Here is a 15,554-nt window from a genome sequence, read left to right as displayed (position 1 = left end):
ATTCCTCCCAACCCGTCGGCGTGGTCGGACCGGATTCGAACCGGCGTCCTCCGCACGAGCAGTGCGGCGCGTCGACCTCTGCGCTACCGACCAGGCGACGGGGGTGGGACCCGACCGGACTCGAACCGGCATCCTCCGCCACGCTATGGCGGCGCGACTACCTCTGCGCTACAGGCCCCACCACGACGCATCGTAGCGACGCCGATCACCTTGCCGCCAACCGTTTACGCCTGCAGGGCGTTGACGCCGACCGGCGCGGCCCGTGCGTCGACGTGCCGCGATTCCGTGACCGAGGACCGCCCTGCGGTGTCCGAGAGCTCGAGGACGGCGAGGGTGATTAGGATCCCGGTAGGCGACGGGGAAACCCGTCGGTGACGGCGCGGATCTCGGCGACGGCGTCGCGCCAGTGCATCGACTGGCGTTCGGTGCCGAAATGGAGGTGTTCGGCGCAGAACCAGTAGGCGTTCTCCGGGTGCCCGACCCAACCGACGGCTGCTCGTGCTTCGAGTCCTGCTCGCTCCTGGTCGTTGACGGCGAAGTTCACCACGGTGAATTGGGTAGCGCTGTCGGTTGATCCGCAGACGAGGCACAGCGGCGGCTTCATGAAAGCAAGTGTCGCAGCTTCGATCCGCATCACTGCACCAGGTTTCCCAGGGATAGGCGCTCTACTGGTGTAGGTCCGCACCAGCGTTGCCGCTGGCGGTTGCCCTGATCAGGGACGGCGTGATCGGTTTTCGCGGTCACGTCGCTGGGTCCTTCTCAAGATTGCGTCGCTTACCGCGTCTTCCGGCCCGGACAGCATCGATCGGCGACGAGCTTGTTGCATCGGAGCATGTAAAGCCGCTGCTGGACGCGGGATACCGGGAATGGTCGGGTCGGCGTAGGCAGCCACGGCAGCGCGGCGATCCGACGGCTGCCAGGAACGAAGCAACAGGTCGCGTGGATCTCAGGCTGCGCCAGCGCCGCCATTGGGCTCGCCCTATGGCGGCCGGCGGACGGCACATGGCTCGGCCGTTGCTGCTCTGGACGACATCACCACCGAGAGGGCCTCGTTCCGCATTCCGGGGTGGGTCTATTCGCCGGGCCATGCCCTCAGCGTGGTCCGATGGACGGGTTTGGCGGGATGTGGCCGTAGCCGCACGTGGGCGAGTTCGCCCTTGCGGATGGCGTTGATCAGGCGTTTTTCGGCTTGGTCGCGCCAGTGTGAGGCGAGTTGGCCGTGGATGCCGCAGCGGGCGGCGGCGATCTGGACGGTGACGCCTTCGAGTCGGGTTTCGGCGATGATGTTCGCGTCGTCGGCGTCGATCACTCCGATGGAGAGTGAGTGGTGGGTGTTCGGGTACGGGCGTGTTGGGTGCAGGTCGGGGCCTTGACCGCCCGACAGTCCGGCGCAGGCCACGAACGGCCGGAGTTCAAGCGAGTGGACAGCGGTCGACTATTGGTGCAGCTCAAGGCTCTGTTGGCTGTTGTTGGCCAAGTTCTTGGCCAACAACGGCAGCAAGCCGGGTTTCTGCTGTCTCGCCGGGTGCAGATGACCGACCCAGCGTTCGCCTCGGCGGACACCACCGCCTGCGCGAACGTCTTCATCATCGCCTGCAACACGTCCGGCGACGCGCCCGCGACCTGCTCGCACAGCAGGTCAACAGGGGTTCACATCTCAGATGTGGCCATCGCGCATCACTCTCCTTCACCGGACTTAGCCGTCTCGAAGGATCGCGCGGTGGCCGTCTCCTATCTACGCAACACGCCCATCACGGGCAAGTCGTACACCACTTCCCTGGACGTAACCCTTGTAGCGCGTCGCTGAACCGCCCGAGCTGGCTAGCTATGCACGCGGAACGCGTGAGAGCCTCGCCGCCCGTGAGGGGGCGGCGGATCGCCACGTTCTGGCCCTGAGCTGCATGGTGCCCGATCGCCGATGGAGCCGAATCACTTGCTGATCGGATCTTTCGCTGCTGGTAGTTCACATGCTACGAATACGTATGCACACTCGTCGCCAGCACAGAGGAGCAGCAGTGTCGAGCCGGGCCCAGCTTGGTGGTGCTGCCACCGCACCCGAAACGAACGGATCACCGGCCGCACTGCGTACGCCTGTGGAGGCGGGCGGCTCGGACGGCCGGCAGCTGCGGTTCACCGGGGTGACGAAGCGCTACCAGGACTTCGAGGCGGTGCGCGGGTTCGACCTCGACGTACGCGGAGGCGAGTTCCTCACCCTGCTGGGCCCCTCCGGCAGCGGTAAAACGACCGTTTTGTCGATGGTCGCCGGCTTCCAGTCACCGACGGCGGGGAGCATCCACCTGGGTGGGCAGCGCCTCGATCGGCTACCGCCGGAGCGGCGCGACATCGGCATGGTGTTCCAGAGCTACGCGCTCTTCCCGCACATGACGGTGCAGCGCAATGTCGCGTTCCCGCTGCGCATGCGCGGCATCCGCGGCGCGGAGTTGGCCCGCCGGGTATCCCACGCCATCGACCTGGTGCAGCTGGGCGCGCACTCGCACAAGTACCCCACTCAGCTCAGCGGCGGCCAGCAGCAGCGTGCGGCGCTGGCCCGCGCGATCGTGTTCGAGCCGCCGGTGCTGCTGATGGACGAACCGCTCGGTGCGCTGGACCGCAGGTTGCGCGAGGCGGTGCAGTTCGAGCTGGTCAACCTGCACCGCCAGATCGCTTCGACGATCATCTACGTCACCCATGACCAGGACGAGGCGCTCACCATGAGTGACCGCATCGTGATCATGAATGAGGGGCGGATCGAGCAGGTCGGCACCCCGCGCGAGATCTACGCGAGCCCGGCGAACGCCTTCGTCGCCACCTTCATGGGTGAGTCCGTCGAGTTCCGGGGCCGTGTCGAACGGATCGCCGACGGCATCTGCACGTTGCGGAGCGCCGACGGCGTCCACGTCCAGGGCCGCAACGGCCCGGGCTTGGCCGTGGGTGACGAGGCGGTCGTGGTGGTGCGGCCCGAGCGGATTACCCTGGCGCCGGCCGCGGACGGCACGGAGGCGGCCGGCGTGTCCGGGCAGATCACCGAGGTGCTGTACATGGGGCAACGGAGCCGCTACACGGTGCAGATCGACGGCGGCTCGGTGCTGCACCTGATCCGGGAGAACACCGTCGGGGTGGCCAGCTACGCGGCCGGCGACGACATCGTCCTGCGGTGGGCCGCCGACGAAGCGGTGGTGTTGCGGTGACCAGCGTCCCCGTCCGAGCCCCGGATCCACAGGCCGGCGCCACCCTGGCACCGCAGGAGAAGCCGGCGTCCTCCTCGCCGCCACCCGCCCGCAGATCGCCGATCGACCGGCTGGCCTGGCTGCTCGTGCCGGTGCTGGCCTTCTACGCCTTGACGCTCGCCTACCCTGTCGTCAGGTTAGCCGCCCAGAGCGTTCCCGACGGCGACCCGTTGCGCCACTATCGCACCCTGCTCACCGAGCCGCTCTACCTGGAAGCGCTCGGCCGCACCTTCATCTATGCCTCGGTGGCGATGCTCGGCGCGCTCATCATCGGCTATCCGCTGGCCTATCTGATGTCGCACGGACCTCGGCTGGCCCGGGCCGTGGTCACCACCCTCATCGTCATCCCGTTCTTCGTCGCGCTGCTGGTGCGGACCTTCGGGTGGATGACCATTTTCGCCCGCAACGGGCCCATCAACAAGCTGCTGCTGGGCCTCGGCGTGGTCGATGAGCCAGTGCAGCTGATGTACACCCAGCAGGCGGTGCTGCTCGGCATGATCGCCGTTCTGCTGCCGTACATGGTGCTGCCGCTCTACACCGTCATGCGCCGCATCGATCCGCGTCTGACGCAGGCGGCGAACGGGCTCGGTGCCGGTGGTCCGGCCGCCTTCGCCTTCGTCTTCCTGCCGCTGAGCATCCCCGGTGTGCTCGCCGGCTGCGTGCTGGTGTTCATGCTCGGCCTGGGCTTCTTCATCACTCCGGACCTGCTCGGCGGCTCAGGTGAACAGGTCTACCCGGTCCTGCTCAACCGGACCCTCACCACCGCCGTCGGCGAACCCGCGTTCGCCTCCGCCATGTCGATGGTGCTGCTGGTGGCCTCCTTCATCGTGTTGCTGGCCGTGTCGCGGGTGGTGCCCCTCAGCGCGATCTGGCGCCCGGAGAGCGCCGCCGTGTCCCGCCGCTCCGGCCGTGCCCTGGACGCGGGCTGGCGCCGCGTGAACCTGCTGATGCGCATCAGCCGGCTACCGTCGATCGTCTACCGCGCCCCCGGCCACGTGCTGGCCGGCGTCGGGTTGGCGCTGTGTCTGGTACCGATGCTCGCCGCCGTGCTGATGTCCTTCCAACGCTCGACCTTCGCCGAGTTCCCGTCGACCGATCTGACCACCGACTGGTATCGGGAGTTCCTGGCCGACCCGAGGTGGGTGGACGCCTTCCTCACCAGCATCCGGCTGGGTGTCGTGGTGGCGCTCGTCGTCACCACCCTCAGCACTCTCGCGGCGCTGGCGCTGGTTCGGGGGACCTTTCCCGGCAAGGATCTGATCATGGGGGTGATCGCCACCCCGCTGATCATCCCGAGTGTGGCACTCGCCTTCGGGCTCTATCTGGTGCTGTTCAATCTGCGGCTGGACGGGACCTTCGCCGGGCTGGTCATCGGGCACGCCATTCCTGCGGTGCCGCTGGTCACCCTGATCCTCGTGGCCAACCTGCGCGCCTTCGACTACCGCCTGGAGCAGGCCGCCCGCGGTCTTGGCGCGTCCCCGCTGCGGGCCTTCCTCACGGTCACCCTCCCGGTGCTGCGTCCGGGCTTCCTCGTCGCCGCCTTCTTCGGGTTCCTGACCAGTTTCGACGAGCTCGTCTTCACGATCAGTCTCGCCGGCACCGGGCTGCGGACCCTCCCGTTGCGGCTCTGGGAGGACCTGCATGTGCGCTTCTCGCCGATCCTCGCCGTCGTCTCCGTCGCCGAGATGCTCGTGGTGATCACCGTGCTCGGCGTGGTCGCGCTGATGATGCGCCTGCGCCAGCGTCGTACCGGTATGAAGGGATCGATCCTGTGAACCGTGACTACCTGAGCATCGACCCCCGCAGCGGCGAACCGATCGCCGGCACCCCGACCCTGACCCCCGACGAGACCTCCCGCACCATCGACGGGGCCGCCCGCGCTCAGCGGCACTGGCGTGAGCGTCCCACGGCGCAGCGCGTCGAGGCGCTACGTGCCCTCTCCGACGCCCTCGGCGACGCCCGGGACGAACTGGCGGGTCTGCTCGTACGCGAGATCGGCAAACCGATCGCGCAGTCGGCGGCCGAGGTCGACAAGTGCCGGGCACTGTGCGACGGGTTCGCCGACCAGGCCGAGACCCTGCTCGCCGACCGGCGCCCCCTGGCCGGGGACCTGCCGGCGCGCATCCGGCTGCGTCCCACCGGAGTCATCCTCGGCGTCATGCCGTGGAACTTCCCGTACTGGCAGACGCTGCGCTTCGCGGTGCCGAACCTGTTGCTCGGCAACGCCTGTCTGATCAAACCCGCGCCGAACGCCGCGCTGTCCACACTCGCCCTCGGCGACGTCGTCGCGCGGGCCGGGCTGCCGGCCGGGACGCTGTCGCCGCTGCTCGTCGCCGAGTCGGCCGTGGCCGACGTGATCGCGCATCCGGCCGTCGCCGGCGTCTCGGTCACCGGCAGCGTCACCGCGGGTGCGGCAGTCGCGGCCGTGGCGGGTGCGGCGGTCAAGAAGGTCGTGCTTGAACTCGGCGGGTCCGACCCGTTCATCGTGCTGGCCGACGCGGACGTCGACGCCGCCGCGTCCGCTGCCGCCCGGTCCCGGCTGGGCAACGGCGGGCAGAGTTGTGTGGCGGCCAAGCGGTTCATCGTCGAGCGGCCGGTCGCCGAGGCATTCCTCGCCGCGTTGACCGAACAGTTCGCCGCACAGCGGGTCGGCGACCCCGCGGATCCCCGTACCACCGTCGGCCCGCTGGCCCGCGCCGACCTGCGCGACCTGCTGCACAGCCAGGTCCGGGAGTCCGTCCGCGCTGGGGCCCGGGTGCTCACCGGCGGCGAACCGGTCGCCGGGCCCGGCTTCTACTATCCGCCCACCATCCTCACCGACGTTCCCGTCGACGCACCCGTGTGGCGGGACGAGACCTTCGGGCCGGTGGCGCCGGTGTTGGTCGCCGACAGCGAGCAGGAACTGCTCCGGCTCGCCGACAGCGACGAGTACGGACTGGGGGCGAGCGTGTGGACGGCGTCGCCGGAACGCGCCGACCGTCTCGCCGGAGCTCTTGACGCCGGCATGGTCTTCGTCAACGAGATCGTGCAGAGCGACTGGCGGTTGCCCTTCGGCGGCGTCCGTCGTTCCGGTATCGGCCGTGAACTCGCCGCCGACGGGATCAGCGAGTTCGCCAACATCCAGACCCACTGGCACGGCCGCCCGTCCGGCCTGCCGTCGCCCACACCGCAGCAGTAGTCACGCATCAGAAGTCACGTCGCTACCAGACGAACCGGGCGGGCCAGTCACCTGGACTAACGCGCCCTAGCGATGAAGTGGAGCCGATCGAGATGACCCTACCTTTCGGACGATATTCACACCCCCGTCGGTCCGGCCGGACCGTACGCCAGTTGGCCGCCGCGGTGGCGGCGGTGACCGTACTGGCCGCGTGCGGCGGTGGCAACAGCGCGGACGGACCCGCCGCCGGTGACTTCGACGATCGCCCGTGGAACACCGGCGACCTGAGCGGGAAGATCACCAACGTCGGTTTCGGTGGCACCTTCTCCGACGCCGAGTTCACCCACGTCTGGAAACCCTTCACCGGGATCACCGGCGTCGAGGTGGTCGAGGTGCCGTGGTCGACCGACATCTACAACCGGATCGAGAGCCAGGTCGCCGCCGGTCGGGTCGACATCGACCAGTTCAGTGTGACCGCCGGCAACTACGAGCAGTTCGCGGAGTGCTGTCTGGAGGACATCGACTACTCGCTGTTCCCGAAGTCGGTGCTCGACTCGATGGACGACAAGTACAAGTTGCCCAAGGCGGTCGGGTACGCTGAGGCGTCGATCGTCCTGGCCTACAACCTCGACGCGTACCCGAATGCCGAGTCGCAGCCCAAGTCGTGGGCCGACTTCTGGGATGTCGGGCGGTTCCCCGGCAAGCGCTCGCTGCAGAACTTCGAGCCGGTCAAGGTGATCGAAGCAGCGCTGCTGGCCGACGGGGTCGAACCGGAGCAGATGTACCCGCTCGACTTCGACCGGGCGTTCCGCAAGCTGGAGCAGATCAAGCCGCACATCGTGAAGTGGTGGGGTTCCGGCACCGAGGCGCAGCAACTGCTCGCCACCGGTGAGGCCACCATGGTCGCCATGTCCAACGCTCGTATCGAGGATCTCATCGATCAGGGCGCCAAGGTCGCGTACACCCTGAACCAGGCCCTGGCCCACGTGGACTTCCTCGCCGTGCCGAAGGGCGCGCCGAACGCGAAGGCGTCGATGGCCAGCATCGCCTTCCGGTTCGAGCCGAGCATCGGCGCCCGGATCGGTGAGGCCTGGCGGCAGCCGATCCCCTCGACCGCCATCTACGACGCGGCCGACAAGAAGCTCGCCGACCGCTGGACGACATCCACCAACGACGTCCCCGAGCTGGGTGGCGTACCCAACGACATCACCTTCCGGATCGATTCCTTCTTCTGGTACAAGCCGTACGCGGGCACCGACCGCAGCAACTACGACGTGGTCAACGAACGGTTCCAGAGCTTCATCGCCGGCTGACCGTGGTCGGGGCGGTCGCAGGATGCGACCGCCCCGACGGACCACCCCTGCCACCACGCCATCCCACGCCGCGCCCCTCATCCCCACCTCCTCCGGTCGCTGCCCGTCGGAGCCGGCGCGCTCGCCCGCGCCTTTCGGCAGGTGCGCCGGTGCCGGTGTGGGCCACTTTGTCCGGAAGTGGGGTCAGCGCGGCGTCCGGGTCGACAAGGAGCTTGCCCGTGACCACGACATCGTCCAGCCGGATCTCACCGCCCGCCGCAGCCGACCGGCCGCCGGCCGCCTCCCGACTGTGGCATCCGTTCTCCAGCCTGGGTGGCACCCGCGCCAGCGAACTGACCCTTGTGGAGGGGAAGGGCGCGCAGGTGCGCGACAAGGACGGAAACTGGTACCTCGATGCCACCGCGGCGCTCTGGTACGCCAACGTCGGCCATGGTCAGGCCCCGATCGCCGACGCCATCGCCGAACAGGCCCGACGTCTCGCGGCCTACTCCACCTTCGGCGACATGTCCAATCCGGCGGCGGCGGCACTTGCCGAGCAACTCGCCGATCTCGCTCCGTCGGCGGACCCGATGGTCTTCTTCACCTCCGGTGGATCGGACGCGGTCGACACCGCCGTGAAAATGGTCCGGCGCTTCTGGACGCTGCGCGGCGAGATCGACCGGAGCGTCATCGTCTCCCGCAGCCTGTCCTACCACGGCATGCACGGGCACGGCACGTCCCTGGCCGGGATCGCCGCGAACAACGCCGGCTACGGCACGGCGCCCGACCCGGAGTTCGTGCGGGTGCCGCACGACGACGCCGGGGCACTGCGGCGCGTCATCGACGAACTGGGTTCGTCGCGGGTGGCGGCCTTCTTCGTGGAACCGATCATCGGCGCCGGTGGTGTGTACCCGCCACCACCCGGCTATCTGACCGAGGTGGCGCAGATCTGCCGGAGCGCCGGTGTGCTGCTGGTCGCCGACGAGGTCGTCACCGGCTTCGGTCGTACCGGCGACTGGTTCGCCTCGGCCAGCTACGGCATCGAACCGGACCTGTTGCTCTTCGCCAAGGGCGTCACCTCCGGCTACGTGCCGCTGGGCGGGGTGATCGCCGACCGTGGATTCTGGGAGGTGTTCGCCGACGCCACGGCGGGGGTCTTCCGCCACGGTTACACCTATTCGGGCCACGCGGTCGCCTGCGCGGCCGCGCTCGCCAACCTGCGGTTGCTGGTCGAGCAGGACCTTCTGGCCCGGGCGGCCGTGCTGGCTGAGGAGCTCGCCGTGCGACTGCCCCGCCTGGCCGAGCTGCCCGGGGTGCGTGAGGTTCGCTGCGCGGGACTGCTCGGCGCGATCGCCCTGGACACCGTCCGGGATCCCGCCCTGCCCGAACGCGTGGTAAGGCAGGCCCGCGCCGCAGGCGTGCTGACCCGGGTGATCAATGGCGACAGCGTGCAGCTGTCACCAGCCTTTGTGCTCACCGACGAGCAGCTCGGTCAGCTCGTCGACCGGCTCGCCGAGGCGATCACGGCGGCGGATTCGGTGCGGACCGGCTGACCGCCGACCGGACCGGTGCACCGCGCCGGGTCCGGTCGGCGGTCAGTGCTCACGCGCGGGCGGACGCAGAGCTCAACCGCGTCCGCCCGCGCGTGCCCCGCAGGTGTCGCGGATGACCAACTCGGCCGGGAGTACCTCGTCGACCGCCGGGCCCTGCCGGTCGTCGCCGATGCGGCGCATCAGCAGGTCGAAGGCGCGACGCCCCATCTCGGGCGCCGGTTGGCGCACAGTGGTCAGCCCGATTCCCTTCAACGCCGCCACCGGCACGTCGTCGAAGCCGACCACGGCGATGTCCTGCGGCACCCGGATCCGGCGGTCGTGCAGGGCGTCGATGCAGCCGAGCGCGATGACGTCGTCGGCGCAGACGATGGCCGAGGGCGGCTGGGCGGTGGTGACCAGCCGATGCGCCGTGATCCCTCCGCTGAGGTGGGTGAAGTCGCCGTGTACGACCAGATCGGGGTCGATGTCCAGGCCGGCCTCGATCATCGCCTGCTGGTATCCGTCGAATCTGAGTTGATTGGTCGAGGTGTCCGCCCGCCCGCCGGCGAAGGCGATCCGGCGGTGGCCGAGCCGGATCAGATGCTCCGTGGCGATCGCGCCGCCGCGCTGGTTGTCGATGTGGACGCTGTCGAGCGTACCGCCCGGCAGGGTCCGGTTGACCAGTACGACCGGTGTTCCCGCGCGGATCACCCGCTGCAGGTCGTCGGCGCCGCTCTGCAGCGCCGAGGTGAGGATCGCCCCATCGACCTGGTGCTCCACCAGCAGCTTGAGGTAGTCCATCTGTCGGCGCGGGCTCTCCTGGGTGTTGCCGAGCACGACGTTGTAGTCGTGCTCGGCGGCGGTGGCCACGATCGCCTCGATAAGCTGGGGATAGAACGGGTTGGTGATGTTGGAGACCACCAGGCCAATGAGCTGGCTACGGCCGGTTATCAGGGTCCGGGCCGCGGCGTTGGGCGTGTAACGCAGCTGTTCCATTGCGGCGAGAACCCGGTTGCGGGTGACCGCGGTGATCCGGGGATGGTTGTTCAGCACCCGGGAGACCGTCGACTGCGACACGCCCGCCAGCCTGGCGATGTCGTGGCTGCTCACCTTCCGGCGTTGTCCGGGTGGCGGGGCCGCGACATCGGGTCCACTAGTCATCTCGTCATCCATCGCATCAGTGGTCCGTGCGCTTGTATTGGCCGGTCAGGCCCGCGATGTCGCGGTGGGGTGGTCTTGACGACGGCCAACGCATCATAGCACCATGCATACGTATTCCGAGCCGCCTGGGCATGGCGGATTCAACCATGACCGTCGACCCCTGCGGCAGGAGTGGCGATGACCGTTCGAACAACCCTCGGCACCGCCGTGGTGCGTGCCCTGGCCGCCGGGGGAGTGGACCGTATCTTCGGCATCCCCGGCTCCCACACCCTCGGTCTCTACCGGGCGCTCGACACCGCTCGTGTCGAGCACGTCACCGCTCGACACGAGCAGGGGGCCGGGTTCATGGCCGACGGCGCAACCCGCGCGAGCGGACGGGTCGCGGTCTGCTCGGTCATCTGCGGTCCCGGGGTAGCCAATGTGGCCACCGCGATCGGGCAGGCGCACTCGGACGCGGTGCCGATGCTCGTGCTCGCCGGTGACCTGTCCCGGACGGAACGGGGCGGCCGCGGCGGACATGCCCACGAACTGCGTGACCAGGACGCCCTGCTCCGCGCCGTCACCGACCGGGTGACCCGGGCCAGCGAACCCGAGGACGTCCTGCAAGCGGTCCACGACGCGTTGACCCCACGCCGGTGGGGACGTCCCGGCCCGGCCGTGGTCCAGGTCCCGCAGGACCTCTGGGACGCCCCCGTCGACCCGCCCGGCCCCGGCGCGAGCGTCGCCCCGGCGCGCCGGCCGCTGCCGGCCGATCCCGGTGCCGTCGACGAGGCCGTGGCGATGCTCGCCGCCGCCCACCGGCCGGTGATCGTCGCCGGCGGGGGAGCCGCAGGTGCGGCCGAGGACCTGCGCGCCCTCGCCGAACGACTCGATGCCCCGGTGCTCACCACCCTCAACGGCAAGGGCACGATCGACGCCCGGCACCGGCTGCACGCCGGAATCGTCACCCAGCAGTACGGTGTTTCGCACGGTGCCGCGCAGGCCCTGCTCACCGGCGCGGACGTGGTGCTGGCGGTCGCCACCGAGCTCGGCCCGACCGACTTCTGGGCATCCCGTCCGCGGCTGACCGGTCGGCTGATCCACGTCGACGTGGACCCGGTGGCCATCGGTCGGCACCTGCCCGCCGACATCGCGGTCGCCGCGGATGTCGCCACCGTCCTCGCCGAGATGGCCGAACGGCTGCCGACGGCACACCGATCCGGCGTCGAGCGTGCCGCCGCCTGCCGCCAGCGGATCCTGGACGAGGCGGCGCCGCTCGCTGCGCCGTACGCCCCGTGGATCGCGGCGCTGCGCCGGAGCATGCCTGACGACGCCTGTCTCGCCGTCGACTCGACCAGCGCCAACTACTACGGGGCGACACCGCTGTTCCCGGTGCACCGCCCCCGTGGCTGGCTCAACCCGTCCGGGCTGGGCACCCTCGGCTACGCCGTGCCGGCGGCCATCGGTGCGGCGGTGGCCACCCCGGGACGGCCCACCGTGGCGCTGGTCGGCGACGGCGGGCTCATGTTCACCCTGACCGAGTTGCTGGTCGCCGCGGAACGGGACATCCCACTGGTCACCGTCGTCTGGCGCAACGGCGGCTTCGGCGAGATCGCCCGGTTGCTGGAGGAGCAGGGCGCCGGACCGGTCGGCTGTCAGCAGCGGGCGCCCGACTATCCGGCACTGGCCGCCGCTTTCGGTTGTCGGTACGCCGAGCCGCAGAGCCCGGCCGAGTTCGCCGCCGCCGTGGCCGGTGGACTCGATGCCAGCGGCCCGACCCTGGTGGTGGTGCCGTGACCGGCCTGCTCGCCCAAGCCACCGGGGCCTGGATCGACGGTTCCTGGCACCGCGGTGATGTCGTCGAGCCCGTCATCGACCCGGCACGCGGTCGGCTGCTGCGCCACCTGGCCGGGCCGGGACCGGCGGGCGTCGACCTCGCCGTCGAGGTCGCCCGCCAGCGGCACACTGGTGGCACCTGGCGTCGCGCCTCCCCCGCCGCCCGCGCCGCCGTACTGACCCGCCTCGCTGATCTGATCGAGGAGCATGGAACGGAACTGGCCCGCACCGAGACCGCGGAGACCGGTTCACCGTTGCGGCTGCGCCACGCGGTTGACGTTGCCGGCAGCGCCGCCGCCCTGCGCTGGTTCGCCAGCACCGCCCGCCACCTCGACGGCGTCGCCACCGCCGAGTACGTCCCCGGGCACACCAGCATGCTGCGCCGCGAACCGCTGGGTGTCGTGGCCGGCCTCGCGCCCTGGAACCATCCGCTGCTGATGGCGGCCTGGAAGGTCGGGCCCGCCCTGGCCGCCGGGAACTCCATCGTGCTCAAACCAGCACCGCAGACCCCGCTGACCGCGCTCGCCCTCGGGCCGCTGGCCGCCCGGGCCGGCCTGCCCGACGGGGTGCTCAACGTGGTGACCGGCGGGACCGAGGTGGGGCAGGCACTCGCGTCCCACCCCGACATCGACCTGGTCTCGGTCACCGGCGGCACGGCCACCGGGCGGCGGGTCCAGGCAGCGGCCGCGCAGCACGTCGCCCGTACCCATCTGGAACTGGGCGGCAACAGCCCGCTCGTGGTCTTCGCCGACGCCGACCTGGACCGCGCGCTGGAGGCCGCGGTCACGCTCGGATTCTTCAACGCCGGACAGGACTGCACCGCCGCCGCCCGGTTCCTGGTGCAGCGCTCGCGCTACGAGCAGTTCGCCGAGATGCTGGCCCGGCGGACCGCCCAGTTGACCGTCGGTGATCCGCTGCGCGAGGTCGACCTCGGGTCGCTCATCGACCGCGCCAACCGGGATCGGGTCGCGGCCCTGGTCGCGGAGGCCGTGGCGGCGGGCCACACGCCGCTGACCGGCGGCGGGGTCGTGCATCCGGACGGGCTGTCCGAGGGCGCGTTCTACGCGCCCACCGTCTTCGCCGGTGTCCCCGACGACGCGCCGATCGTCGCCGAGGAGATCTTCGGTCCGGTGGTCACCGTGCAACCCTTCGACGAGGAGGAGGAGGCGCTGCACAGGGCCAACAATTCACCGTACGGGCTGGCTGCCGCCGTCTACACGCGCGACGTCGGCCGGGCGATGCGGTTCGCCCGTGACCTCGACGCGGGGCAGGTCTGCATCAATTCCTTCGGCGTCGGTGCAGAAGAGATGCCGCACGGCGGGGTGAAGCAGTCCGGTCACGGCAGTGACCTGTCGCGGTACGGCTTCGAGGAGTACACCCGGCTCAAGCACGTCATCGTCCATCTCGGCGAGCCCGGGACGGCGGCGATGCCCGAGCGGCCACGGGAAGGCGGCACGGATGGCTGACCCGAGCGACGGCGGGCTCACCGCCCTGCGCGCCGCGATCCCGCTGCTGGCCACCAGGGCGTACCTGTTCAGCGGCGGGATAGCGCCGCTCGCCGAACCGGTTCGCGCTGAGCTGACCTCGTGGGTGGACCAGTGGGCGAGCGACCCGCTGGTCCACCGGGGCGACTACTTCAGCGGCTGGGACCGGTTGCGCGACGCATTCGCCCAGCTGGTGGGGGCGGCACCGGAGGAGGTCGCCATCACCGAGAACACCTCCCGGGCGACGAACCTGGCGTTGCGGCTGCTGGGCCTGCCGGCCGGATCCACGGTGCTGGTGGACGACACCACCTATCCGACGATGGCCTGGGCCGCGCTCCGGCACGGCCTGCGGGTCCGCCAGGTGCACCGCGCACCGGGCCAGCGGGCGGTCGACGCCTTCGCCGCTCACGCGGACCCGACCGTCAGCTGCCTGGCCGTCTGCCACGTGGCGGCGCTCGACGGGTACCGCCATGACCTCGCCGAGCTGGCCGGCCTGGCCGCCGAGCGGGGGATGCGGCTCTTCGTCGACGCCGCCCAGTCCACCGGCGTGATACCGGTGGACATGACCCGGGACGGCGTCGACGCCCTGGTGAGTACCGCGATGAAGTGGCTGCTCGGCCCGCCGGGCGTTGGCTTCCTCGCCGTCCGTGGGCAGGCCGCCAGCGGCGGGCCGCTGGACATCGGCTACGTCAGCGCCCGGATCGGGGACTCCTACCAGCTCACCGAGCTGCCCCAGGTGCCCGCCGGGGCGGCGGGCACCGAGGTGGGACTGGTCGCGTTGCCGCTGCTGTCAGCGGCTGCCGCCGGGATCCGGCTGGTCCGCGCCGCCGGCGTCGAGACGATCGCCGCGCGGGTGGCGCAGCTGGTGCAGCGGGTCGTCGACGGGCTGGCCGCTCGCGGCATCGCGGTCGTCACCCCGACGGACCCGCAGCGGCGCGCCGGCGTCGTCTCCTTCGCCGCTGACAGGGCCCCGGATCTGGCGGCCCACCTGCGCGAGTGTGGCGTGGACGTGTGGGGATACCCGTCCGGTCGGGTGCGGGTGGACCCGCACGGGTTCAACGACGACGACGACATCGACCGGTTACTGGAGGGCATCGACGTATGGCACAGGCAGCGCAGCCGGTGACCGTCGCCGGACGGGTCGCGCTGGTCACCGGCGCCGGTAGCGGCCTCGGCCGGGCGATCGCGGTGCGGCTCGGTGCCGCCGGCGTCCGGGTCGCGGTGCACTACGGCAGTTCGGCGCAGGGCGCGGCACAGACCGTGGCGGCGGTACGCGCGGCCGGTGGCGAGGCGATCGCCATCGCCGCCGACCTGACCGACCCGGCTGCCGCGCCACGGCTGGTCGAGGAGGTGACGGCGGCCCTCGGCCGCGTCGAAATCCTGGTCAACAATGCGGCCACCACCCGCTTCATCCCCTTCGAGGACCTGGACAGCGCCGATGACGAGGTCTGGACGGCGCTGCTACGGGTGAACCTGCTCGCCCCGGTCTCGCTGGCCCGGGCGACGTTTCCGGCGATGGCCCACGCCGGGTGGGGACGGGTGCTCAACGTGGCGTCGACGTCGGCGTTCGAACCGGCCGGCAGCAGCTTGCCGTACGCCGTGTCGAAGGCGGCGCTGGTCTCCTTCACCCGGGGACTGGCCGCCGTCGCCCCAGCCGGTGTCGCGGTCAGCGCCGTCGCCCCGGGCTGGATGGACACCCCGTGGACGGCCCGGCACACCGGCGGGACCGACGCTGCCGTGCCGGCCGAGGTCGACGTTGACGAGGTGGCGCGGGCGGCGGTGGAGCTGATCGGAGGCACCGCCGGCAACGGCACCGTGGTGGTGCTCGACGGCGGAGCCCGGTGGCGCCGCCTCCAGCAGGGCGGGTGACGGCGGCCGGCGGTGGG

General features: G+C 70.6%; 13 protein-coding genes and 2 tRNA genes. 10 read left to right on the top strand and 5 right to left on the bottom strand.

The window, feature by feature from the left end:
• Positions 1 to 20: 20 nt before the first annotated feature.
• The 4 genes from ACLQ2S_RS13365 to ACLQ2S_RS13350 all read right to left on the bottom strand — a co-directional run bounded on the left by ACLQ2S_RS13365 (position 21) and on the right by ACLQ2S_RS13350 (position 1,309).
• Positions 21 to 93, bottom strand: a tRNA-Ser gene (locus ACLQ2S_RS13365).
• Positions 94 to 105: 12 nt separating this feature from the next.
• Positions 106 to 178 (bottom strand) — tRNA-Ala (locus ACLQ2S_RS13360).
• Between the two features lie 159 nt (positions 179 to 337).
• Positions 338 to 604, bottom strand: a complete 267-nt coding sequence (locus ACLQ2S_RS13355) for a hypothetical protein (RefSeq protein ID WP_155221980.1) — start codon at positions 602 to 604, stop codon at positions 338 to 340.
• A 468-nt stretch (positions 605 to 1,072) separates the two neighbouring features.
• Positions 1,073 to 1,309, bottom strand: coding sequence for a hypothetical protein (locus ACLQ2S_RS13350; protein ID WP_155221981.1), 237 nt, complete (start codon positions 1,307 to 1,309; stop codon positions 1,073 to 1,075).
• Between the two features lie 132 nt (positions 1,310 to 1,441).
• Between ACLQ2S_RS13350 and ACLQ2S_RS13345 the strand changes: the two genes are divergently transcribed.
• The 6 genes from ACLQ2S_RS13345 (at position 1,442) to ACLQ2S_RS13320 (ending at position 9,229) form a co-directional block, all read left to right on the top strand.
• Positions 1,442 to 1,807, top strand: coding sequence for a hypothetical protein (locus ACLQ2S_RS13345; RefSeq protein WP_196222638.1), 366 nt, complete (start codon positions 1,442 to 1,444; stop codon positions 1,805 to 1,807).
• Positions 1,808 to 2,015: 208 nt separating this feature from the next.
• On the top strand, positions 2,016 to 3,188 hold the full coding sequence (locus tag ACLQ2S_RS13340; RefSeq protein ID WP_309223882.1) for an ABC transporter ATP-binding protein: 1,173 nt from the start codon (positions 2,016 to 2,018) through the stop codon (positions 3,186 to 3,188).
• Positions 3,185 to 5,002: an ABC transporter permease subunit gene (locus ACLQ2S_RS13335; RefSeq protein WP_155221983.1), complete on the top strand. Its 1,818-nt coding sequence runs from the start codon at positions 3,185 to 3,187 to the stop codon at positions 5,000 to 5,002. The genes ACLQ2S_RS13340 and ACLQ2S_RS13335 overlap by 4 nt, the downstream gene beginning before the upstream one ends.
• Entirely contained in the window at positions 4,999 to 6,405 is a 1,407-nt protein-coding gene (locus ACLQ2S_RS13330) for an aldehyde dehydrogenase family protein (protein WP_309223883.1), read from the top strand. The genes ACLQ2S_RS13335 and ACLQ2S_RS13330 overlap by 4 nt, the downstream gene beginning before the upstream one ends.
• Positions 6,406 to 6,557: 152 nt before the next feature.
• Positions 6,558 to 7,697 (top strand): ABC transporter substrate-binding protein, encoded by a 1,140-nt coding sequence (locus tag ACLQ2S_RS13325; RefSeq protein WP_196222639.1) that lies wholly within the window; start codon positions 6,558 to 6,560, stop codon positions 7,695 to 7,697.
• A 218-nt stretch (positions 7,698 to 7,915) separates the two neighbouring features.
• Positions 7,916 to 9,229: an aspartate aminotransferase family protein gene (locus ACLQ2S_RS13320; RefSeq protein ID WP_309223884.1), complete on the top strand. Its 1,314-nt coding sequence runs from the start codon at positions 7,916 to 7,918 to the stop codon at positions 9,227 to 9,229.
• A gap of 72 nt (positions 9,230 to 9,301) precedes the next feature.
• Here the strand turns inward: ACLQ2S_RS13320 and ACLQ2S_RS13315 are convergent, their stop codons facing one another.
• Complete coding sequence (locus tag ACLQ2S_RS13315) at positions 9,302 to 10,369, bottom strand: LacI family DNA-binding transcriptional regulator (RefSeq protein ID WP_196222640.1); 1,068 nt, start codon at positions 10,367 to 10,369, stop codon at positions 9,302 to 9,304.
• A gap of 177 nt (positions 10,370 to 10,546) precedes the next feature.
• Here ACLQ2S_RS13315 and ACLQ2S_RS13310 point away from each other — a divergent pair, with 177 nt between their 5' ends.
• From ACLQ2S_RS13310 to ACLQ2S_RS13295, 4 genes are read left to right on the top strand one after another with little or no spacing between them, the layout of a single operon-like run.
• On the top strand, positions 10,547 to 12,145 hold the full coding sequence (locus ACLQ2S_RS13310; protein ID WP_425701769.1) for a 5-guanidino-2-oxopentanoate decarboxylase: 1,599 nt from the start codon (positions 10,547 to 10,549) through the stop codon (positions 12,143 to 12,145).
• Positions 12,142 to 13,650, top strand: coding sequence for an aldehyde dehydrogenase family protein (locus ACLQ2S_RS13305; protein WP_425701768.1), 1,509 nt, complete (start codon positions 12,142 to 12,144; stop codon positions 13,648 to 13,650). The genes ACLQ2S_RS13310 and ACLQ2S_RS13305 overlap by 4 nt, the downstream gene beginning before the upstream one ends.
• Positions 13,643 to 14,794 (top strand): aminotransferase class V-fold PLP-dependent enzyme, encoded by a 1,152-nt coding sequence (locus ACLQ2S_RS13300; protein ID WP_425701767.1) that lies wholly within the window; start codon positions 13,643 to 13,645, stop codon positions 14,792 to 14,794. The genes ACLQ2S_RS13305 and ACLQ2S_RS13300 overlap by 8 nt, the downstream gene beginning before the upstream one ends.
• On the top strand, positions 14,770 to 15,537 hold the full coding sequence (locus ACLQ2S_RS13295; protein WP_425701766.1) for an SDR family NAD(P)-dependent oxidoreductase: 768 nt from the start codon (positions 14,770 to 14,772) through the stop codon (positions 15,535 to 15,537). Before ACLQ2S_RS13300 ends, ACLQ2S_RS13295 begins: the two co-directional genes overlap by 25 nt.
• Positions 15,538 to 15,554 lie beyond the last annotated feature (17 nt).

Source organism: Micromonospora sp. DT48 (assembly GCF_049844495.1).
In the GTDB taxonomy this organism is placed as follows: domain Bacteria; phylum Actinomycetota; class Actinomycetes; order Mycobacteriales; family Micromonosporaceae; genus Micromonospora.
Note: the sequence above shows the minus strand (reverse complement) of the source record. Positions and strands in the feature narration are given on the sequence as shown.